This is a genomic window from Exiguobacterium sp. s91 (assembly GCF_018618915.1).
GTDB lineage: Bacteria > Bacillota > Bacilli > Exiguobacteriales > Exiguobacteriaceae > Exiguobacterium_A > Exiguobacterium_A abrahamii.
This window is the reverse complement of sequence record NZ_JACSMZ010000002.1, coordinates 234205-255001: the sequence shown is the minus strand read 5'-3', so window position 1 is coordinate 255001 and position 20797 is coordinate 234205. Positions and strand designations below refer to the sequence as shown.

The 20797-nt window shown below is 47.5% G+C and carries 21 protein-coding genes and 1 riboswitch; of the genes, 13 read left to right on the top strand and 8 right to left on the bottom strand.

What is annotated here, in order from left to right:
- Window positions 1–5 precede the first annotated feature (5 nt).
- From msrA to bcaP, 3 genes are all read left to right on the top strand, one after another.
- The gene (gene msrA / locus KNQ06_RS12720; protein WP_064300483.1) at window positions 6–953 is read left to right on the top strand and encodes a peptide-methionine (S)-S-oxide reductase MsrA; all 948 of its coding nucleotides are present in this window, start codon (window positions 6–8) and stop codon (window positions 951–953) included.
- Window positions 954–1020: 67 nt separating this feature from the next.
- Window positions 1021–2325 (top strand): DUF2252 domain-containing protein, encoded by a 1305-nt coding sequence (locus tag KNQ06_RS12715; RefSeq protein WP_215148501.1) that lies wholly within the window; start codon window positions 1021–1023, stop codon window positions 2323–2325.
- Window positions 2326–2542: 217 nt separating this feature from the next.
- Complete coding sequence (gene bcaP / locus KNQ06_RS12710) at window positions 2543–3979, top strand: branched-chain amino acid transporter BcaP (RefSeq protein WP_047391976.1); 1437 nt, start codon at window positions 2543–2545, stop codon at window positions 3977–3979.
- Between the two features lie 46 nt (window positions 3980–4025).
- On the opposite strand, the gene KNQ06_RS12705 is transcribed toward bcaP, so the two are convergent.
- The gene (locus KNQ06_RS12705; protein WP_058265456.1) at window positions 4026–5687 is read right to left on the bottom strand and encodes a glycerol-3-phosphate dehydrogenase/oxidase; all 1662 of its coding nucleotides are present in this window, start codon (window positions 5685–5687) and stop codon (window positions 4026–4028) included.
- A gap of 32 nt (window positions 5688–5719) precedes the next feature.
- Entirely contained in the window at window positions 5720–6688 is a 969-nt protein-coding gene (locus KNQ06_RS12700) for a Gfo/Idh/MocA family oxidoreductase (protein WP_215148499.1), read from the bottom strand.
- 57 nt (window positions 6689–6745) lie between these two features.
- Here KNQ06_RS12700 and KNQ06_RS12695 point away from each other — a divergent pair, with 57 nt between their 5' ends.
- From KNQ06_RS12695 to KNQ06_RS12685, 3 genes are all read left to right on the top strand, one after another.
- On the top strand, window positions 6746–7012 hold the full coding sequence (locus tag KNQ06_RS12695) for a DUF5327 family protein (protein ID WP_050677319.1): 267 nt from the start codon (window positions 6746–6748) through the stop codon (window positions 7010–7012).
- Between the two features lie 60 nt (window positions 7013–7072).
- On the top strand, window positions 7073–7723 hold the full coding sequence (locus tag KNQ06_RS12690) for an SDR family NAD(P)-dependent oxidoreductase (RefSeq protein WP_214772007.1): 651 nt from the start codon (window positions 7073–7075) through the stop codon (window positions 7721–7723).
- 75 nt (window positions 7724–7798) lie between these two features.
- Window positions 7799–8509 (top strand): thermonuclease family protein, encoded by a 711-nt coding sequence (locus KNQ06_RS12685; protein WP_353049198.1) that lies wholly within the window; start codon window positions 7799–7801, stop codon window positions 8507–8509.
- A 41-nt stretch (window positions 8510–8550) separates the two neighbouring features.
- Here KNQ06_RS12685 and KNQ06_RS12680 read toward each other — a convergent pair whose 3' ends face one another.
- From KNQ06_RS12680 to KNQ06_RS12665, 4 genes are all read right to left on the bottom strand, one after another.
- A complete protein-coding gene (locus KNQ06_RS12680) occupies window positions 8551–9528 on the bottom strand; it encodes a cation diffusion facilitator family transporter (protein ID WP_149426653.1) in 978 nt (325 codons plus the stop codon).
- 32 nt (window positions 9529–9560) lie between these two features.
- Window positions 9561–10346, bottom strand: a complete 786-nt coding sequence (locus KNQ06_RS12675) for a glucose 1-dehydrogenase (RefSeq protein ID WP_149426654.1) — start codon at window positions 10344–10346, stop codon at window positions 9561–9563.
- A 17-nt stretch (window positions 10347–10363) separates the two neighbouring features.
- Window positions 10364–11215 carry a GRP family sugar transporter gene (locus KNQ06_RS12670; protein WP_174514744.1) on the bottom strand — a complete coding sequence of 284 codons (852 nt, stop codon included), beginning with the start codon at window positions 11213–11215 and terminating at the stop codon, window positions 10364–10366.
- 142 nt (window positions 11216–11357) lie between these two features.
- Entirely contained in the window at window positions 11358–12986 is a 1629-nt protein-coding gene (locus tag KNQ06_RS12665; protein WP_058265463.1) for an ABC1 kinase family protein, read from the bottom strand.
- Window positions 12987–13151: 165 nt separating this feature from the next.
- Here KNQ06_RS12665 and KNQ06_RS12660 point away from each other — a divergent pair, with 165 nt between their 5' ends.
- Entirely contained in the window at window positions 13152–13757 is a 606-nt protein-coding gene (locus KNQ06_RS12660; protein WP_023466752.1) for a trimeric intracellular cation channel family protein, read from the top strand.
- 2 nt (window positions 13758–13759) lie between these two features.
- A complete protein-coding gene (locus KNQ06_RS12655; protein ID WP_023466753.1) occupies window positions 13760–14128 on the top strand; it encodes a DUF423 domain-containing protein in 369 nt (122 codons plus the stop codon).
- A 97-nt stretch (window positions 14129–14225) separates the two neighbouring features.
- Here KNQ06_RS12655 and KNQ06_RS12650 read toward each other — a convergent pair whose 3' ends face one another.
- Together KNQ06_RS12650 and hemQ are read right to left on the bottom strand one after the other, a co-directional pair.
- Window positions 14226–14375 (bottom strand): hypothetical protein, encoded by a 150-nt coding sequence (locus KNQ06_RS12650; protein WP_023466754.1) that lies wholly within the window; start codon window positions 14373–14375, stop codon window positions 14226–14228.
- 103 nt (window positions 14376–14478) lie between these two features.
- Window positions 14479–15255: a hydrogen peroxide-dependent heme synthase gene (hemQ, locus tag KNQ06_RS12645; RefSeq protein WP_214772011.1), complete on the bottom strand. Its 777-nt coding sequence runs from the start codon at window positions 15253–15255 to the stop codon at window positions 14479–14481.
- A gap of 345 nt (window positions 15256–15600) precedes the next feature.
- On the opposite strand from hemQ, the gene pta reads away from it, so the two are divergent.
- The 5 genes from pta (at window position 15601) to KNQ06_RS12620 (ending at window position 20733) form a co-directional block, all read left to right on the top strand.
- Window positions 15601–16587, top strand: coding sequence for a phosphate acetyltransferase (gene pta, locus KNQ06_RS12640; protein WP_214724837.1), 987 nt, complete (start codon window positions 15601–15603; stop codon window positions 16585–16587).
- A 70-nt stretch (window positions 16588–16657) separates the two neighbouring features.
- Window positions 16658–16757, top strand: a riboswitch (purine riboswitch).
- 75 nt (window positions 16758–16832) lie between these two features.
- On the top strand, window positions 16833–17417 hold the full coding sequence (locus KNQ06_RS12635; RefSeq protein WP_035399199.1) for a xanthine phosphoribosyltransferase: 585 nt from the start codon (window positions 16833–16835) through the stop codon (window positions 17415–17417).
- Window positions 17414–18715, top strand: coding sequence for a nucleobase:cation symporter-2 family protein (locus KNQ06_RS12630; protein ID WP_214772013.1), 1302 nt, complete (start codon window positions 17414–17416; stop codon window positions 18713–18715). Before KNQ06_RS12635 ends, KNQ06_RS12630 begins: the two co-directional genes overlap by 4 nt.
- Window positions 18716–18936: 221 nt before the next feature.
- Window positions 18937–20313 (top strand): amino acid permease, encoded by a 1377-nt coding sequence (locus tag KNQ06_RS12625; RefSeq protein ID WP_035399195.1) that lies wholly within the window; start codon window positions 18937–18939, stop codon window positions 20311–20313.
- A gap of 120 nt (window positions 20314–20433) precedes the next feature.
- Window positions 20434–20733 (top strand): rhodanese-like domain-containing protein, encoded by a 300-nt coding sequence (locus tag KNQ06_RS12620; RefSeq protein ID WP_023466762.1) that lies wholly within the window; start codon window positions 20434–20436, stop codon window positions 20731–20733.
- The last annotated feature ends 64 nt before the right edge of the window (window positions 20734–20797 follow it).

The window sequence follows — 20797 nt, the reverse complement described above, 5'->3', positions numbered from 1 at the left end:
GATAGATGGCAAAAGCAATATTTGCAGGTGGTTGTTTCTGGTGCATGGTCAAGCCATTCCATAAATATGATGGGGTAGAGCAGGTCATTTCAGGATATACCGGTGGTCATACAGAGAACCCGACTTATAAAGAGGTCTGTTCGGAAACGACAGGTCACTTGGAGGCGGTTGAAGTCACGTACGATCCGTCCGTCATTACGTACGAAGAATTACTCGAGATCTTCTGGCGTCAAATTGACCCGACAGATGGTGGAGGTCAATTCAATGACCGTGGTGAATCGTACCAACCGGCCATCTTTTATGTCGATGAAGCACAGCGTGAAGCAGCTGAACGTTCGAAAGCAGCGCTTGACGCATCAGGACGCTTCTCGCGTCCGGTCGCGGTAGAGATTCGTCCAGAAAAGCCGTTTTGGCCAGCCGAAGAATATCACCAAGATTATTATAAAAAGAATCCGTTCCGTTATCAGATGTATAGTGTCGGCTCAGGTCGCGCGAAATTCATCAAGGAAGCGTGGAAGGACCAAGGTAAGGAAAAAGAACTGAAAGAGCGTCTGACACCAATTCAGTATAAAGTCACACAAGAGAACGGGACAGAACCCGCTTTCCGTAACGAATACTGGGATGAAGAACGTCCAGGACTGTACGTCGATATCGTCGATGGTACACCACTCTTCACATCGAAAGATAAATTCCAGTCAAACTGTGGTTGGCCGAGCTTTGCTAAACCGATCTCAGAAGACAAGATGGAAGTCGAACTCGATACGAGTCACGGGATGACGCGGACGGAAGTGCGTTCTGCGAATGCGGATAGTCACCTCGGTCATATCTTCGATGATGGTCCGACAGAACTTGGTGGTCTTCGCTATTGTATCAACTCAGCAGCATTACGATTTATTCCGCTTGAAGAGCTTGATTCGGCAGGATATGGGGAATATAAAAAACATTTCGAGTAACACGTAAGGAGCAGTCAAACGATTTCGTTTTGACTGCTCTTTTTTCAAATGGAAGGGAGAGAATCGAATGTTTCGACCCGTATATGAAGAGATTCGACAAATGACGATTGCGAAGGTGCTTGATTTCTACGATCACGAAATCCGTCAGCTCGATGAGCAAGCACGTCAGGAAAAGTACGACAAGATGAGCTTGAGTCCGTTTCGCTTTTTCCGTGGGAGTTCGCATCTGTTTTATTATGACGTGACGCGAATCCCCCTTGGTTTTGATACGCCTCGCGATAAACCGACCTGGATTCAGGGAGATCTTCATTTTGAGAATTTCGGTGTCCATGGCAATGCGAAGGGAGAGATCATCTACGACGTCAATGACTTTGATGAAGGATACTTAGGATCTTATTTATATGATTTGATTCGCATGGCGGTCTCCGTCCGGTTATTCGCTGAAGAGGCAGGATACGACCCGACTCCTGCGATTCGTAATTATGTCCTTGAATACTTACACGATTTAAAAAAGTACGCTCTTGGAAAAGATCCGAGTGATGTTTGTTTTACGCGAGAAAATACAAAAGGACCAATCAAAAAGTTGATCAAAAAAGCAGAAAAGAAACGTGAGGAATTAATGGGAGAGCGGACGGAACTGGTGGATGGCGTGAGACGTTTTTGTACATTACCAGATATGGCAGCGATAGATGATCCGACGCGAATGGCGATTGAGTCTGCTTGGTCCTCCTATATCGAAACGATTGATGCCGAGGATCGTCGTGACGAATCGTTCTATACGATTAAGGATATCGTTCGTAAGCTAGACAGTGGAACGGCATCGATTGGTCTTGAGCGCTATTACCTCCTAATTGAGGGGGAGGGAGGGGAAGAGGATTTGATTCTAGAGATGAAACAAGCTCAGACTTCTGTCCCTTCGTTGTTCCTTCCCGTCTATCGTCCAGAAGCAGAAACAGTTCATCAAGGACGCCGGATCATCACGTCCCAAAAAGCGATGCAGGCACATGAGGATCCATATCTTGGCTACCTGACGATTGGAAAAAAGGAATATTATGTACGTGAGCGCTCGCCATATAAGAAAAAACTAAAAGCAAAGCATATCAAAAGTCAGGATGACCTCGAGAATGTCTTATGCATTCAAGGTCAAATTACCGCCAAAGTACATGCACGGGCGGATCAGGATGCCGGGATTAAAGAAAAAATTTTAACGCATCATGCCGATGTTGAAATCATCCAAGCCATCGGTGTTTCAGACACTGCTTTCTTAGAACAAATCGAGCGTTGGTCAGAAGCCTATGTGACACGAACAAAGCTGGATTACCAAGTGTTTTTGGAGTGGGTGAAGACCCGAAAAAACAAATTAAAAACCTAACAAACTGAGACTTGTCAGATGGATGTGTAACATGTGTTACACATCCATCTTTTTTGTACGGATTTTTTTGTTTAACGAATGAAAGCGTTCAACAAAATAGAAATAGGTATAATGACCTATATCAATTTATCAGAAAACTTCGTAAATTTTTGATTAAGTTCTTACGGACGACTTGCTCCGTAGGACGAATCATAACAGGTACAGGGGGAAAGACATCATGAGTTTGACGCGGAAAAAAGATGTTTCCGCTATGATTGCTGCAAGTAAACGAAACAGTGGACTTGCTCGAAATCTTGGCGCGATGGATTTAACGTTTTTAGGAATTGGCGCCATCATCGGAACCGGAATCTTCGTTTTGACAGGAACAGGAGCATTGACTGCAGGACCAGGACTTATCGTATCATTCATTCTATCTGCCATCGCCTGTGGTCTAGCTGCTCTTGCTTACGCTGAATTCGCATCAACGATTCCGGTCAGTGGATCCGTCTATACGTACACGTACGCAACGATGGGAGAGATCTTCGCTTGGATCATCGGTTGGAACTTGATCCTCGAATATGGACTCGCCTCCAGTGCCGTTGCAGCCGGTTGGTCTGGGTACTTCCAGTCCTTACTTGCAGGATTCAACATCCATGTGCCAACAGCCTTATCAGCAGCTCCTGGAGCAGTCGAAGGAGCCAAGACATACTTCAACCTTCCAGCATTCTTAATCCTCTTTGCCATTACGGCATTGTTGTCGATGGGAATCAAGGAAACGAAACGTGTCAACAACATCATGGTCGTCATCAAGGTCGCAGTCGTCATTCTCTTCATCGTTGTTGGTGTCGGCTACGTTGAGCCATCGAACTGGACACCGTTCACACCATTTGGTTGGGGAGGCGTCTTCTCGGGTGCCGCAATCGTCTTCTTCGCGTACATCGGCTTTGATGCCGTCACATCAGCAGCTGAAGAAGTCCGCGATCCGCAAAAAAACTTGCCACGCGGGATCATCGGTTCACTTGCTGTTTGTACAGTCCTTTACGTCATCGTCGCAGCCATCATGACGGGTATCGTACCGTACCAACAGTTCGCTGGTGTCGATCATCCAGTCTCACTTGCAATTCAAATGGCGGGTCAAAGCTGGGTAGCTGGATTCATCGATCTCGGTGCGATCCTCGGGATCACAACAGTCATTCTCGTCATGACTTACGGAATGGTGCGTCTTGCATTCGCCATCTCGCGTGACGGAATGTTCCCGAAAGTGTTCTCTGAAGTGCATCCGAAGTACCAAACACCATTCAAGGCGACTTGGATGATCGGACTGGGTAGCTCACTCGTTGCTGGATTCGTTCCGCTCGATGTCATCGCAAACCTTGTCAACATGGGTACACTCGCAGCATTCGTCTTGATCTCTGTCGCTGTCTTGATTCTTCGTAAGACACAGCCCGATCTCCCACGTGCGTTCAAATGTCCAGGTATGCCATATGTGCCGATCGCAGCAATCGCTGCATGTCTTTTCTTGATGTTCAACTTGAAACTCGAGACATGGATTGCTTTTGGAATCTGGCTTGCTATTGGTTTAGTCCTTTACTTTACGTTTGCACGTAAGAGTTCGAATTTACACCCAGGCAACATGCCGGCAGCGGAACTCGCTGCTTCGAAAGAAGAACAGTAACATACAAGAAGACCCGGTCGCCTGAAGGCGATCGGGTCTTCTGATGTTATGAAAGTGGAACAGGTCCTTTGACGCGGACCGCATCAAATTCACGACGAATGCTTTCATTGGCTCTCGCTTCATCTTCTGCCGACCAGCCGAGTTCGCTACGCATCAAGGCGAGAACACCATCTGCGTACTGTTCAGCGTGAGGGAAATCAAAGAAGACGGCCGAGGCACGACGGTTCAAGAAGTCGCCGGGTTGCATGACGAGCTCAGCTTCTAATCCATATAGAAGAGCGCCGAACCAGTGTAACGGTAATTGATAACGAGCCGCCTCGTCACCACGTGTCCGAATCAATTCGTAGACACGTTCGACATTCGTACCGTAACGTTGGATGAGCCATGTCGCCTCATTCGGTGACAATCCGAGTGCTTCTCCTTTTGGTTGTTGTTCCTTCAAGTAGCGGGCAAATCCTTTACTTCCTTGTGGATGACCACCACCAAGCAAGATATCGTGCGTACGGGAAGCGAGGTAAATCCGATTTTCTTCTGTCTTGAATTGGTCTGCGACCATATCGATAATTCGTTCTGCCATCTTCCGGTACCCGGTCAACTTCCCACCAGCGATTGACATCAGACCGGATTTCGAGACGAAGATTTCATCTTTTCGAGACAGTTCACTCGGGTCCTTTCCATCTTCATGAATGAGTGGGCGTAGTCCAGACCATGTCGATTCGACGTGTTCAGGTCGTAACTCGACGTTGAACATTTGATTCGTCGCCTCTAGGATATAATCCTGATCCTCGACGGTGACACCCGGCTCAAGGATATCTCCTTTATAGTTCGTGTCAGTCGTTCCGACATAGGTTTTCCCTTCGCGTGGAATCGCAAAGATCATCCGACCATCTGGAACGTCGAAATAAACAGCCTGTTGGAGTGGGAAATGCGCTTGATCGATGACGAGATGAATCCCTTTCGTCAGGTGGAGCGATTTCCCAGCTTTCGAACCATCTTTTTCACGTAGTTCGTCGACCCACGGACCGGTTGCATTGATGATTTTCTTCGCCCGAATCGTATACGTTTTGTCACTTAAGACGTCACGGACTTCGACACCGACAACTTTTCCATTGTGGTAGACGAGCGATTCAGCCTTCGTATAGTTGACGGCACGTCCACCGTAACCAACGGCTGCCTTTAAGACTTCGACTGTCAATCGGGCATCATCCGTTTTATATTCGACATAACGACCACCACCGACTAAATGTTCCGAACGTAATAGTGGCTCGTAACGTAATGTTTCTTCTTTACTGAGCATCGTCCGGCGTTCATTGCGTTTGACGCCTGCGAGCTGGTCATAGACGCGTAGGCCGATTGATGTCGAGAAGCTGCCGAACGTTCCGCCTTCGACGAGTGGAAGCATCATCCACTCCGGCGTCGTCACGTGTGGGGCGTTCTCATACACGATGGCACGTTCTTTTCCGACTTCGGCAACCAGTTTGATTTCGAACTGCTTCAGATAACGCAATCCACCATGGACGAGTTTCGTCGATCGGCTCGATGTCCCTTCGGCGAAGTCCTGCATCTCAATCAATCCTGTCCGCATGCCTCGACTTTGTGCGTCAAGCAAAATACCGGCTCCTGTGATACCGCCCCCGATGACGAGCACGTCTAAAAGTTCTTGTCCCATCTCTTCTAACCAAGCTGTCCGTTCCGTACTTGAAAACATCTTGTCTTCCCCCTGTTCGTCTGAATGGATAGTTAGTCTACTTCTATCCATGTACCCGATTTTGCACTCTTTTGAGCACGATCAATGATTTTCATGACGAGTTCAGCCTGTTTCGGAGAGACAGGTGGGGTTGTTCGCTGTCGTATGGTTGGCGCAAGGTCTGTATAATAATCCCCAAATTGCCCGGAGACAAAAGGAAAGTCTTCAAGGGGGCCGTTTGCTTCAGCCAATTGATACGTCGCGCGTTTCGTATCGACTTCATCGACGAAATAGCTAGCCTTTGTCCCATGTACCATTAGCGAAGGACCAACAGCCGGAACGATGGAACCGATGTGTAAAATAGCGCGTCGCGTGCCGAATGCTAAAATCAAATGTGTATAGTCATCAACGATCCCACCTTGCCGTTGGATCGTTTGATCACAAAAGACGCGATCTGGTACTGCATTGAAGGCGACGAGTGCTTGATCGATCAAGTGTGATCCAAGATCGTACAAGAGACCAGCACCGGGTACGTCCTGTTCGCGCCAACGATCCTCAACGTCTGGACGATAGCGATCATAATGCGCTTCGAACGTTTGGAGCGTGCCGAGATGTCCGGATTCGAGTAAGGTCATCAGCGTTCGAAAGTCCTTCGTATACCGACGATTATGATAAACTGTCAGTAACCGATCGTGTACACGTGCTAGTTCCGTCAACGTTTCGGCTTCTTCAAGCGTGACAGTGAACGGTTTCTCGACGAGTACATCACAGCCCGATAGCAAAGCGAGGCGCGCAAGTGGATAATGTAGCTCATTTGCTGTCGCGATGACGACTAAATCGATTTGTTCTTTAGCGAGCAGGGCTTCAAGTGTCGAATAAACAGGTAGCGTCGCGTCATAAGCAGCGACTGCTTCCGGACGACTCGACTGAACAGCGACTAACTGATAATCAGGTGCGTGTAAATAAGGAGCATGTAAATGTTCACCGGCAATACCAAAACCAACTAAAGCGGTACGAATCATGGAAAACACATCCTTTTCAAGTTCATACCCTCAATCTACCATAAGGAGGAATACAAGATGATTACGGAACAACACATCATCGAAAAGATGCGTCAAGCGATGCAACGCATTGAGCAAACGACAGGAGCCGCGCAGAAAGAGCAGATTGCAGCAATGAAAACGTACTGTGAACTATTACTTGAATCTGAGGCGACATCAAGTTCAACGATATCGCTACCTACGTCAACACCTCAGGCAACACCAACAGTCGATCCGATGTTAGCGCGTTTCATGGGTGTTTCGCAGGAGAAAGAAGAAAAAGGCACTTCATTGCTCGATTTTTGAATGAAATGACGCGATTCAGGGAATAACCATCACAGTTGAAATGAGAAGGGGAGATACGTCATGAAAACAGTAATCGTCATCGGAGCAGGGCCAGGAAACGGATATGAAATCAGTAAACGATTCGGAAAAGAAGGCTTTCAAGTCGTTTGTGCGGCGCGGACGCAAGAAACACTCGCAGCCGTCATCACGGAACTAAAAGAAGCGGGCGTGGAAGCGGTTGGAGTGGAATGTGATGCTTCTCGAAAAGCCGATGTCGCATCACTCATCGAATGGACAGAGGAGCAATACGGACAAGTCGATGTCTTAGTCTACAATGCTTCGATTTTACATCAAGCGTCTGTCCTCGAAGTTTCGGCAGAACAGATTACGAAAGAGTTCGAAATCGACGTACTCGGTGCACTGCATGCCGCACAACTCGTTGCTCCGTCGATGCAGGAACGGAAAGACGGCGTTATCCTGATTACTGGAGGCGGCGCTGCGATGCAAGCGATCAAATCGTTACCAGGGCTTTCAATCGGGAAGGCAGGCGTTCGCCAAGTGACGCATATGTTACATGATACGTTGAAGGAAGACGGTGTCTACGTCGGAACTGTCACGATTGCCGGGGAAGTGAAGCGTGGAACGGCACTTGATCCGAAAAATGTAGCGGAAGCGTTCTATCAACTTTATACGAACCGAAATGAAGTTGAAACGGTTCTTTCAGCAGACTAACGAATAAACAAGATAGCGTATGCGGGTTCGGGCTTTGACCGAATCCGTATTTTCATGGAAAGGAGCGAAACAGAAGTGAGACGATATGCAATGATGAGTCTACTTTTTTTATTCGTTCTCATCGGTTGTGCACCAGAAGAAACCGATTTGCTTGGCATCAAGCAACCGGACGACGAAAAAATCACGAAGGCGACGGTCGAACGCGTCATCGATGGGGATACGTTAAAAGTGAAGTTGGCGGATGGGAAAACGGAGGACGTTCGTCTACTCCTTGTCGATACACCAGAAACCGTCAAACCGGATACACCGGTTCAACCGTATGGAACGGAAGCTTCAGCGTTTACGAAAGAGACCTTACCGAGCGGGACAGCCATTCGGTTGGAGCGTGATCATTCCCGGACCGATCGATACGGAAGATTACTCGCATACGTCTGGTACGGCGATAAGATGTTGAATCAGGAGTTACTTCGAAAAGGACTCGCACGTGTAGCGTTCGTCTATGAGCCGGACACACGTTATGTCGATATGTTCGAACAGATCGAACAGGAAGCCAAGCAGGCGAAGAAAAAGATTTGGGAGCACGATGGCTACGTCACAAATCGTGGCTTCGACGCTCAAGCGATTACAGAAACGAAATCCTGCGAAATCAAAGGCAACATTAATCGGTCGGGTAAAAAAATCTACCATGTACCGGGAGGTCAGTCCTACGATGAAGTGAAGCCAGAGCAACAGTTCTGTACGGAAAAAGAAGCAGAAGAAGCCGGATTCGTCCGCGCTGCACGCTAATGAATGCAAACAAAAAGCCATCGAAATCGATGGCTTTTTGTTTATTCTACAGGTGGTGAGGGGGATTGATACTGCTGTACTTTATCATCTTCATCAAAGGAAATCGTGACATCGGTGATCCCTTTAAGAATTCGGATTTGAAGTTCAAGCCGGTCCTTGATGTCGTCCGCTTGGGCAATCGTTAAGTTAGGATCCACTTCAATCTCTGTCTCGACATGGAAGTGATCCCCTTCCTTAATGACTTCAAGCTTTTCAATATCACGAACCGCTTCATCACGTAATAGGATTTCACCGATTTTAGCAGTCAGTACTTCATCAATCTCACCGAGCGCACCGGCAGCATTTTGAATAAAGACATTATAGACGACGTAGAACATCATCAGACCAATCAAAATCGATGCAATGCCCTCTGCTTGATAAAACGATGTGTAATGCGAAATCAGAACGGCAATGATCGCGATGATACCACCGAGAGTCGCAACAAGATCTTCCATGAAGACAAGACGTGTAGCTGGTTTTGCCTGCCCAAGATGGGTGAAGCTTTGTCCGACAAGCGTCAATCCTCGGGATTTGAGCCCGGTTTCATGAGCAATCTCGATCATTGCTTTATAAAAGACGCCGACTTCGAGGACAACACCAATTCCAAGTGCCGTCAAAATGATCCAAAGCCCAGTCGTCTCTTCGCCAGGACCGTGTGCGATATGCAAGATGCCTTCACGAATCGTCTCATACGCAAGGAGTGCGACGACGATGATTGCAGCAAGTAACACGAGGTTAACAAGCCGACCGAATCCGTTCGGGAATCGTTTCGTTGGTGCTTTTTTACTGAGAGCAGAACCGATATAGACGAAAAACTGATTCGCCGCGTCACCGATCGTATGCATCATTTCAGCGAACATTGCAACGTTCCCAGTCAAGATATAAGCGACGAACTTGATGATAGCAATGATCGTGTTGACGACAGCAGCAGCAAGTGCTGACTTATTGCCGCGACGGATCAATGAGAAAAAAGTGGCCATGAGCGGTTCTCTCCTTGTCTATTCAAAATAGGTTAACCGCGTCCTGCTTGGAACGATGGATAAAGTGTCATTCCGCCGTCCGCAAAGAGTGTGATACCAGTGACATAACTCGCTTCGTCCGACGCAAGCCATGCGGCAACGGCTGAAATTTCCTCAGGTTTTCCGATATTGCCCATTGGAATCATACTCTCGACTTCTTTTCGTTGTTCCGGATCTTCGAATTTTTCAGCGTTGATCGGTGTATTAATCGCACCAGGTCCAATCGCATTGACCCGAATTCCTTTTGGTGCATATTCCATCGCAAGGGTTTGTGTCATTAATTTAACGCCACCTTTACTTGCAGCGTAGTGGACGAACGTTGGCCATGGAATGATTTCATGAACACTCGACATGTTGATGATGCTACCTTTGACATCATGTTCGACGAAGTACTTCAGTGCTTCACGCGCACCGAGGAATGCCCCTGTTAAGTTGACGTCGATGACTTTTTGCCAGTCTTCGAGTGACATTTCATGAGATGCTGACGGCATCTCGATTCCTGCGTTATTGACGAAAACATCCAACTGACCAAAGTGAGCGACAGTCTCTTTGACGAGATTGATCATATCGTCTTCTTTTGAGACATCTCCTTGAATCGTGATGGCTTCGCCACCCTGTTTTTGAATCGATTCTGCGATTTTCTTCGCTTCTTCCGGATGACTGCGATAGTTGATGACGACACGCATACCTTCCTCTGCATAACGGCGGACGATGGCTTCACCGATTCCCATTGATCCACCTGTCACGATGGCTACTTTTCCCTTTAAACTTTCATACATGATGCTTCACTCCTTCATTATTGTTTCGTAAATCCAATCATGATCCCACCAGCAACGACTAAAATACAACCGATGATGACGAAGGTCATTTCTTTCTTTGTCTTCGTTTCTTTTAGTAAGAGGACACCGCCAATCGTTGAGATGACGACTCCTGTTTGAGATAAGGAGAAGCTCGTTGCGACTCCGACTTTTGCTGTGGCAAACAGTAAAGCGACGTTCCCGACAGCCCACATGAGTCCACCGACTGTATTGCCGGCTGTTTTCTTCGTGAAGAGATCTCCTTCTCGTAAAGAAAGGAGAATCGCACTCACGACCATCCCGACAGCTTGTGGTAAGACTGCTTCCCATCCATTGATATCGAACCAACGGGCAATGACGACGTAGCCGACATACCCGACAGTCGAGATGAGAAGAAGCGTCAGTCCTTTTCCGATATTCTCATCTTCTTTACTCTTATCTTCCTTGTAAGACGTGAAAGCTGCTCCGGCAATGATCAATACAAGGGCACTGATTCCGAGAATCAACGCAGTTGTCGTTGACCACTCTCCAAAAGCGAGAACACCAAACAACGATGTTCCGACGAGTTGCATCCCTGTTGAGATGGGCATCGTCTTTGAGACACCCATTTGACGGAATGCGGCAAACTGATTTTTTTGACCGAGCGCCCAGAAGGCACCAGAAAAGAATCCGGCGACCCAAGCAGTCGTCGACAGCTCTGGGCTGACAAAAAAGAAGGTGACGATCGCGAAAAGCAACGCACCCAGAGTCGTACCGATAATTTGTTGCGCCGTTGAACCTCCGATTTTTGAGACGACGAGCGGCAACGATCCCCACATTAATGCAGGAACGATGGCAATTAAAATATCAATCAAGTGTTTCACCTCTCCTTATTGTTATCTCTCTACTTGAAGCTGTACCCCGCGAGACGCGAGGAAAAACCTCGAAGCCCAAAGAGGAATTATTCTGAAATAAAAAAACGTCCACCGAAGTGGACGCATATTGTCGTTCTATTTAACGGAACGGTTCATCGGCGATCCGGACGATTTGTCGTCCGATCCGTCTACCATTCCATAAAGCGATGACGGCGATCGTCAAGGAAATGCCCATGACGTCATACTGCGTAAAATAATAGCCGAGATAACTAAAAGGCAGACTAATGATTCCGACGAGCGAACTCGTCCACTGCCGGATTTTGAGTGACTCGATGTTCGCGACACGAGAGAACTTTTGTTGCTCCATGATGCGCCAACGTGTCGGTTCGCTTAAGGCATCGTTAACAAGACGCGGGAAGGCGAGCAATCGCGCACCGTAAGAACCGGCAATCTGGAGATAACGATTTTGGTTTTTTCCTTCGTCATCGAGCCAACGCCGAACCATTGGTTTGGCTAACTCGAGCAGGTTGATTTGCGGTGAAAGAATCTGAAGAATCCCAAGAATCGTCGAGGCAGCACGACCGAAGAACGCAAACTCGGCAGGGAGCTGGATCGGTTCGTTTCGGACGAGCAATTCGATATCGGATAAGACCTTCTCAATCAGTTTCGTGTCGACGTTTTCCATATCACTCTCGAGATAGAACGTGACCGCTTTTTCAATTGCTTGTCGGATATTTTGCTTATTCGCATTCGGCAACAGGAATCGTAAATCTTCGAGACCATCGACGATTGCATCATAATCTAATGTGACGAAGGATTGGAGGATTCGTTGAATCGCTCGCATGTCATCAGGCGTCGTCGCTCCAATCATCCCAAAATCAAGCAAGACGATTTTGCCGTCGGACTGGACGAGGACGTTGCCCGGGTGTGGGTCGGCGTGAAATTTCCCGCCGAACAGTAATTGCTCACCAGCGTTCAAGAAGAGATTACGCGCTAGTTCGTCACGATCAATCTGATGTTCCGCTAAATAATCGAGATCGGTGATACGTGTCCCGTCAATCCATTCCATGACGAGCACACGATTCGTACAATGTTCTTCATAATAACTCGGAATATAGATGACAGGATTCGTCTCATACATTTTTTTAAAGTAGAGACCGTTTTTTAATTCAGTTCGGTAATTCAATTCATCACCGATGACGAAGACCATTTGGCGATACAGACTTTGTAAATCAGTCGATTTGTTTAATGAAGTCCGGCGTAACATGGCAATGACGATGCGCATGGCACGGAAATCGGTTTTGATGATTTGTTCGATGTTCGGTCGCTGAACTTTGATCGCAACTTTTTTACCATTTGATTTTAAGGTTCCGCTGTACACCTCACCAATCGAGGCAGAAGCGACAGGACGGGAACTGATATCCGAGATGATCTCTTCGATCGGCATACCCCAATCCTCTTCGATGATCTTACGTGACTCTCCAAGTTTACTTGAAGGAACTTTATCGACGAGTTCGGTCAGTTCCATCAAGACGGACGGAGGAAATAGATCGGCTCGAATCGACAAGAACTGACCGAGCTTGATCAGTAACCCTTCTAACCGTAATGCTTTTTTCTTATAGTCACGCGCAATCCGGATCATGATGCGCTCAAACTCTTCGTTGTTCGTACCTGGCCGGTTTTTCCGGGTGAATCGATAGATCGTAAAGATGTAACGTGCGAACATCGTCACGATGACGACGATGCGATAAAGCGCCCAACGTTTCATACGGTCACCTAGCTTCCTGTACAGTTTGTTTCAGTATAGGTTACTTTACCTAAAAACGTCACTCGCAAACGATCGAAACGGTGACAGAAAATTAATGCTTTACGGAAACTAAAAAGAGAGTATAGTAAGTATTGGAATTTCTTTGTAGAAAGGTGAAATGTGCGCATGTCCTGGGACTTATTGAATATCATCGGCACGGTCGCTTTTGCGATGAGTGGTGCGATTGTTGCGATGGAAGAAAAATATGATTTATTCGGTGTCTGGTTACTTGCTTTGATCACAGCATTCGGCGGGGGTGCCATTCGTAATTTACTGATTGGTGTACCGGTATCCGCTCTCTGGTCGCAAGGTGGTCTCTTTTTAGTCGCGATTCTCGTTGCGTTGTTGATCTTCATGTTACCCCAGTTGTTCTTGCCGCACTGGACACGTTGGGGCGTCCTCGCGGATGCGCTCGGATTGTCTGCGTTTGCGATTCAAGGTGCTTTGATGGCGACAGCAAAAGGACTGCCATTGTCAGCAACGATTTCGGCTGCTGTGCTGACTGGTGTTGGTGGTGGAGTGATTCGCGATTTACTCGCTGGTCGGAAACCACTCGTCTTGCATAAAGAGATTTATGCGATGTGGGCCGTCATGGCAGCACTTGTGATTGATCGTTTCCAATTGACGAATCCTCTACATTTGTTCACATTGCTCGGACTCATCACTGTTTTACGTATGCTATCGTATTATTATGAATGGAATTTACCAGCACGACGGTTAGGGGGAGAATAAGCATGAAAGTTTTCATTATGATTGGCGCGATCTCGATGATGTTATCGGTCGCACTAGGTGCATTCGGTGCACACGCCTTAAAAGATATGTTGACGGAACGGATGCTCGCGAACTGGCAGACAGGCGTACTTTACCAGATGGTACACTCGCTCGGTATCCTAGCACTCGGGGGACTCTTATTAAAAGCATCGATCCCGCAATGGTCGTTGGCTGCATGGCTGATGCTTGCCGGAATCGTCTTCTTCTCCGGTAGTCTGTACGTCATGGCATTGACGAATGTAACAAAACTGGGTGCCATCACACCGATTGGTGGCGTCTTGTTCATCGCAGCATGGATCTTTGTCGCGATTGGTGCCTACAAAGGACTATGATGATTGACCGTTTTTCTTCCGTCATGGAGAAGAACGGTCTTTTTTTGTATGAAAAACGCCTACTCGCGATGGAGTAGGCGTAAGTATCAAAACGAGTTCATCGTTTTGTCGTTTGTGTTTTGTTTAGCTTCGATAATGCTTGCTCATAGCGATCCAGTACACGATCTGCAACCGGTTTCAGCTCTTTTGAAAGCACAGCGAATTGCAATTCACGCGATCGTGTCGATCGGTTCATAGCATTCCCCATGGTAATTCCTCCTTACGTAATCAACCTACTATTTTATAGCCTGTTTTATAGCCGCAAGGAGTATATTCCCATGAGATATTTCAATCAAACGTCATTCAACACATTAAAGTGCAAAATGAGTATTTAATTGTTCACTTTCGAGACGGTTCCCGATGAAGAACTCACCAAACTCACCGTACTTCGCGCTGACTTCGTCAAAACGCATTTCATAGACGATTTTCTTGAACTGGAGAATGTCGTCTGAGAAGAGCGTGACGCCCCATTCCCAATCGTCAAATCCAGTTGATCCACCGATGATTTGCTGAATTTTCCCAGCATAACTCCGACCAATCATACCATGACGATACATGAGCTCTTTACGTTTCTCCATTGAGAGCGTGTACCAGTTGTCGCCATCGCGACGCGACTTGCTCATCGGGTAGAAGCAGATGTGCTTCGCTTGCGGCAAGATTGGATAGAGACGATCACGCACGTAAGGGTTCTCGTATGGGTTTCCTTCGCCTGAACCACGGTACGTACCGAGTTCGACGACAGAAACGTAAGAATACGTCGGGATCAAGTAATCATAGAGATCGAGTTTTTGCATTTTGACTTCGACGTCTTGGATTTGTTCCATCGTTGGACGAAGAACCATCAAGACGAGATCGGCTTTTTGACCGATGATCGTGTAAAGTGCATGGCTTCCGTCTTTTGCCGCTTCGACACCAGAAAGCTCTGAGAGGAAGGCTTGGAACTCTTCAATCATGCGCGCGCGTTCTGTCGCGTCGACTTGTTTCAAGCGTGACCAATCGATCCGGCGGAAATCATGTAATGTATACCAGCCGTCGAGTGTTTCAGCGGCTTGTTGCGTAGCAGTCGGTTCAGATGTTTGGTGTTGCATGGGATGACCTCCTGAGTCTGAAATAAATTGTCTTTTTCCATATCCTATCTTATCACATTCTATTGAAACGCTTCGCCCGAAAAGGTCTTTGTCCATGAGATCGTAACACATGAAAAAAGCAGAGAGTGGGTAAAAGGGGGAGTGGAGATTACGTTGCTTGGAAATAGTCTCTGTACCATTCTTGAAAATGACTGTAATAGTCGGTGAATATGGCTTCAGTGCTTTTGTTAGATAACTTTTTTGCAAATTGTTTTAACAACGATTGAGAACTGTGTATAATAAACGATGGAAAAGAAAATGGATCAAATCGACGACGTCGTGTTTACCTAAAAAGGAGAGAAATTCATGCAATTATTCGATATGTTAGAACAAAAGATTAAAGCGCACCAACCGAAAATCGTCTTCCCAGAAGGAATTGACGCGCGTGTTCTTGGCGCAGCTGTCCGTTTGAAGAAAGACGGTCTCGTCACACCGGTCGTCATCGGACCACGTGTACAAATTGAAGAAACAGCAGCAGCAAACGGAATCGATGTCACGGGACTTGATACGATTGATCCTGCTTCTTACGTTGGAATCGATGAGCTCGTCGCATCGTTCGTTGAGCGTCGTAAAGGGAAAGCAACAGAAGAGCAAGCACGTGCTGTCATCTTAAAAGACGTGAACACGTTCGGTACGATGCTCGTTCACACAGGGCAAGCAGAAGGTCTTGTATCGGGGGCCATGCACGCAACAGGCGATACAGTTCGTCCAGCACTTCAAATCATCAAGATGCAAGAAGGCTATAAAAAAACATCAGGCGTCTTCATCATGGTACGTGACGATGAGCAATACGTCTTCGCAGACTGCGCAATCAACATCGCACCAGATGCGAACGATCTAGCAGAGAACGCAATTGCATCTGCGAAAACAGCGAAAACATTCGGTATCGATCCGAAAGTGGCATTGCTCAGCTTCTCGACAAAAGGTTCAGCAAAATCACCAGAGACAGAGCGTGTCGTTGAAGCAACTCGCATTGCTAAAGAACGTGCACCAGAGCTTGCAATCGATGGGGAACTCCAATTCGATGCAGCATTCGTTCCAAGCGTCGCGAAATCAAAAGCACCAGAATCAGATGTCGCAGGTCAAGCGAACGTCTTCATCTTCCCAAGTCTTGAAGCTGGAAACATTGGCTACAAAATCGCACAACGTCTTGGTGGATTCGAAGCAATCGGTCCGATCCTTCAAGGGTTGAACAAACCGGTCAACGATCTTTCACGCGGTTGTAACGAAGAGGATGTCTACAAACTCGCGATCATCACGGCAGCGCAAGCAGTCGAAGAACGCCAAGCCTAAGCACGGTGTGAAAAAGTCTTTACTTTTTCGCTAAACCCCGTACAATGGTACACATCACGAAAATCACGAAACGTAAACGTATAGCAACGCTCGTATAATAGTGGGAATTGGCCCACGAGTCTCTACCGGATCGCCGTAACGGTCCGACTACGGGTGGTGAGTTACTGCTCTCTTTTTTGGCGTACAGTGGCTGCCCCCGGGTAGCGGCTGTACGTTTTTTCGTTTTTAAAGAGGAGAATGCATGTATGAAACGTCTACACGACATGATTAATCAAGAGGGAATCGTATTATCGGATCAAGTATTGAAAGTGGATGCCTTTTTAAACCATCAGGTCGATCCGACCTTGATGTGGGAAATCGCCTATGAGTTCATGGATCGCTTCCAAGATGCCGGTATCACGCGGATTTTGACGATCGAAGCAGGTGGTATTGCCCCGGCAATGATGACGGCGCTCCGTCTAGGGGTACCAATGGTTTATGCCCGTAAGACGAAATCCGTCACCTTGAATGAAGGAACGATTTCAGCTGAAGTCTTCTCGTTTACGAAACAACAGACGAGTACGATTACGGTTGCAGAAAAATACCTACAACCGGGTGAACGAGTTCTGATCATCGACGATTTCCTCGCGAACGGAGAAGCGGCATTTGGTCTCGCTCGCCTTGTTGAACAAGCAGGTGCGGAAGTTGCCGGCTTTGGAATCGTCATTGAAAAGTCGTTCCAACCGGGACGTCAAAAGTTAATCGAAGCCGGGTTCCGCGTCGAGTCACTCGCTCGCGTGAAGTCGTTGAAGGATGGAAAAGCGACGTTCGTTGACTCGGTGACCGTATGAAACTATCGAACTTCAAAGCCGCTAGTCTCGGACTTCAGCATGTGCTCGCGATGTACACAGGAGCAGCTGTCGTTCCGCTGATCGTTGGTAGTGCGATCGGATTGTCGGGAGAAGAACTTGCTTATTTAGTTGCGATTGATCTCTTCATGTGTGGCGTAGCGACCTTACTACAAGTGCTCGTCACGAAATATACAGGCGTCGGTCTTCCTGTCGTCCTCGGTTGTACCTTCACCGCAGTCGGTCCGATGATCGCGATCGGTAGTCTTCAAGGGATTACGGCGATTTATGGTGCTTTAATTGCGAGTGGTTTGATCATTCTCGTCATCTCAGGCTGGTTTAGTAAGATTGCAGTCCTGTTCCCGCCAGTCGTCCTTGGTTCTGTCGTGACGATCATTGGGATTTCCTTGATTCCGGCTGCAATCAACGATATCGGGGGCGGACAAGGGGTGAAGGACTTTGGTGACGCACGTTATCTTGGACTCGCCGGACTAACGATCGTCTTGATTTTAATCTTGAATCGCTACGGCACGGTCTTTTCAAAAGCAGCAGCCGTTTTGATTGCTGTGATGATCAGTACACTCGTCGCGTTCGGCATGGGGATGATCGACTTCAGTCCGGTGGCGGAAGCGTCTTGGTTCCAAATGGTGACGCCGTTCTACTTTGGTGTACCGACATTCAATACGACGGCGATCTTGACGATGACGCTCGTTGGTCTCGTCTCGATGGTTGAATCGACAGGTGTGTTCTTGACACTCGGTGAGATCACGGATCGTCGCTTGACGGATAAGGATCTAGCACGTGGCTACCGGGCAGAGGGTGTCGCGACGATTGTTGGCGGTATCTTCAACAGTTTCCCGTATACGACATACAGCCAAAACGTCGGTCTCGTTCAGTTGACTGGCGTGAAGACACGTAAAGTCATTTTATTTGCGGGTGGATTTTTAATCTTGCTCGGTTTCTTACCAAAAGTGGCGACGTTCACGACGTTGATTCCAAAACCTGTGCTAGGTGGGGCAATGTTGATCATGTTTGGAACGGTCGCAGCGAGCGGGATTCGTATTCTGTCGCGGGTCGATTTTTCGAAGAACGAACACGTCATCACGGTGGCACTCGCGCTCGGAATTGGTTTAGGAATCAGTATGAATCCTGAGATCGTAGCCGGTCTCCCGTCACAAATCCGTGTCTTGACGGACAGCCCGATCGTCGCAGGATCGCTAACGGCATTATTGCTAAATGGAATCTTCCGATTGACGAGTAAGTCGGAGTCAGTAGACGCGCCACTTGCTAAAGTTGATTAACAATTGTAACTTTCCGAAAGGAGCCGTCCTGTATACTACTTAGTAGCAGGAGGTTCCTTTTTTTATAATGCTAACGTAATCAGAATATTCCGAGTATGTGATTTTGGTAAGAAATATCATATGAAAACGTTTACAAAATCGACACATCTTCTTTATACTGACAACGTAGCGGTACGGGGAACTGCTAAGAAACAAACAGAGACGGGAAGGACGTCGTAAAAATGAAACAACAGACAGAGTTGAATCGGGGACTGGAAGAACGTCATATTACACTGATGTCGCTGGGGGCGGCAATCGGTGTCGGACTCTTCCTAGGGTCAGCAAAAGCGATCCAATTAGCAGGACCAGGGATCTTACTTGGTTATCTGATTGGTGGTGTCATCATTTTCATTATCATGCGAGCACTTGGGGAGCTTGCAGTGCGGGAGCCGGTGGCTGGTAGTTTTGCGGAGTATGCCCGGAAGTATGTCAGTCCACTAGCTGGCTTTTTAACAGGTTGGAATTATTGGTTACTCTGGATTTTTACGTGTATGGCGGAAATCACAGCAGTCGGTATTTACATGAAAGTATGGTTCCCGGATTCTCAGGGGTGGGTATGGGCACTAGCAGCACTTGTCTTGATGACGAGCATCAACTTCATTGCTGTTAAATTTTATGGTGAATTCGAATTTTGGTTTGCGTTGATTAAAATCGTCGCGATCGTCGCCATGATCATCTTAGGGACCTTGACGATTGTCATTGGTCTTGGAAACGGCGGCACACCGGTTGGAATTTCAAACCTGTGGTCACATGGTGGATTCCTGCCGAACGGATTCGGTGGAGTACTCCTTGCCATGCAGATGGTCATGTTTGCGTTCTTAGGAATTGAAGTGATTGGGGTCACAGCAGGGGAAGCGAAGAACCCGAAGAAAACGATTCGAAAAGCCGTCAATAACGTCTTCCTTCGGATTTTAGTATTCTACATCGGTGCGCTCTTCGTCATTTTATCGATTTATCCGTGGGATCAAGTCGGAGCGAACAATAGTAGTCCGTTCGTATTATTATTTGATTCACTTGGTATTCCAGCAGCAGCCGGCATCATCAACTTCGTTGTCTTAACGGCAGCACTCTCGTCATGTAACTCCGGTATCTTCTCGACAGCCCGGATGATGATGAACTTATCCGAGAACAGTGAAGCACCACGTCGTTTCTCGAAAATCTCGAAAAACGGTGTCCCAGCACTGGCGACGATTCTTTCAGGTGTTGCGTTGCTCGTTGGTGTCGCTTTGAACTACTTCTTACCGGAAGACGTCTTTGCGATCGTTACGAGTATCGCGACGTTTGGAGCCGTTTGGACGTGGGCGATGATTCTGATCGCTCAGATGCGGGCGCGGAAAGTACACGGTTCAGCAGAATTCGCTGTTCCATTCTTCCCGGTCGCGAACTACATTGCCCTCGCGGCACTTGCTGGTGTCATCGTCTTGATGGCATTTGACGCAAGTACACGCATCGCTTTGGTCGTTGGACCACTATGGTACGCGATTCTGATTGCTGTCTATTATGCACGGGGAATGCATAAGGAGACACGTCAATCGACGCGTCGAGCATCAGGAGAATAATGAGATGGGCGGATCCGCAAACGGGTCCGCTTTTTCATCACTTCGTATCAAACGGTTTCGTTTTGTTTTGATGATGAATTTGCTACACTTACGGCAGAACCATACAGGAGGTCATACGAAATGAAAACGATTCATGTAGATGAGTTACAAGAGCGATTAGAGGCAGGCGAAGCGTTACACGTCGTTGACGTCCGGGAGCAGGATGAATACGATGCAGGACATATTCCGAACGTCCGCTTCCTTCCGATGTCTGAAATCGGTGAACGCTATACGGAGCTGCAAGAAGGTGAAACCTACTACTTAATCTGTAAAGCGGGCGCGCGAAGCGAAAACGTCGGTCGTTTCCTCGAGCAGTATGGATATGATATCGTCAACGTCGAAGGCGGCATGATGAACTGGAAGGGCGATCAAGAAGCATAAGGGTAAGCGTTACCAAGGAAGACGACTCCATACGGGTCGTCTTTTTTTCATGTGAATCAATGAA

Excerpts from the sequence above, each read along its gene's own strand:
- pta (WP_214724837.1), top strand. The coding sequence starts at position 15,601 with ATGCAATTATTCGATATGTTAGAACAAAAGATTAAAGCGCACCAACCG.
- KNQ06_RS12705 (WP_058265456.1), bottom strand. The coding sequence starts at position 5,687 with ATGTTTTCAAGTACGGAACGGACAGCTTGGTTAGAAGAGATGGGACAA.
- KNQ06_RS12655 (WP_023466753.1), top strand. The coding sequence starts at position 13,760 with ATGAAAGTTTTCATTATGATTGGCGCGATCTCGATGATGTTATCGGTC.
- KNQ06_RS12675 (WP_149426654.1), bottom strand. The coding sequence starts at position 10,346 with ATGTATGAAAGTTTAAAGGGAAAAGTAGCCATCGTGACAGGTGGATCA.
- KNQ06_RS12690 (WP_214772007.1), top strand. The coding sequence starts at position 7,073 with ATGAAAACAGTAATCGTCATCGGAGCAGGGCCAGGAAACGGATATGAA.
- KNQ06_RS12620 (WP_023466762.1), top strand. The coding sequence starts at position 20,434 with ATGAAAACGATTCATGTAGATGAGTTACAAGAGCGATTAGAGGCAGGC.
- bcaP (WP_047391976.1), top strand. The coding sequence starts at position 2,543 with ATGAGTTTGACGCGGAAAAAAGATGTTTCCGCTATGATTGCTGCAAGT.
- KNQ06_RS12650 (WP_023466754.1), bottom strand. The coding sequence starts at position 14,375 with ATGGGGAATGCTATGAACCGATCGACACGATCGCGTGAATTGCAATTC.
- KNQ06_RS12635 (WP_035399199.1), top strand. The coding sequence starts at position 16,833 with ATGAAACGTCTACACGACATGATTAATCAAGAGGGAATCGTATTATCG.
- KNQ06_RS12665 (WP_058265463.1), bottom strand. The coding sequence starts at position 12,986 with ATGAAACGTTGGGCGCTTTATCGCATCGTCGTCATCGTGACGATGTTC.
- KNQ06_RS12630 (WP_214772013.1), top strand. The coding sequence starts at position 17,414 with ATGAAACTATCGAACTTCAAAGCCGCTAGTCTCGGACTTCAGCATGTG.
- KNQ06_RS12700 (WP_215148499.1), bottom strand. The coding sequence starts at position 6,688 with ATGATTCGTACCGCTTTAGTTGGTTTTGGTATTGCCGGTGAACATTTA.
- hemQ (WP_214772011.1), bottom strand. The coding sequence starts at position 15,255 with ATGCAACACCAAACATCTGAACCGACTGCTACGCAACAAGCCGCTGAA.
- KNQ06_RS12680 (WP_149426653.1), bottom strand. The coding sequence starts at position 9,528 with ATGGCCACTTTTTTCTCATTGATCCGTCGCGGCAATAAGTCAGCACTT.
- KNQ06_RS12625 (WP_035399195.1), top strand. The coding sequence starts at position 18,937 with ATGAAACAACAGACAGAGTTGAATCGGGGACTGGAAGAACGTCATATT.
- KNQ06_RS12715 (WP_215148501.1), top strand. The coding sequence starts at position 1,021 with ATGTTTCGACCCGTATATGAAGAGATTCGACAAATGACGATTGCGAAG.
- KNQ06_RS12660 (WP_023466752.1), top strand. The coding sequence starts at position 13,152 with ATGTCCTGGGACTTATTGAATATCATCGGCACGGTCGCTTTTGCGATG.
- KNQ06_RS12695 (WP_050677319.1), top strand. The coding sequence starts at position 6,746 with ATGATTACGGAACAACACATCATCGAAAAGATGCGTCAAGCGATGCAA.
- msrA (WP_064300483.1), top strand. The coding sequence starts at position 6 with ATGGCAAAAGCAATATTTGCAGGTGGTTGTTTCTGGTGCATGGTCAAG.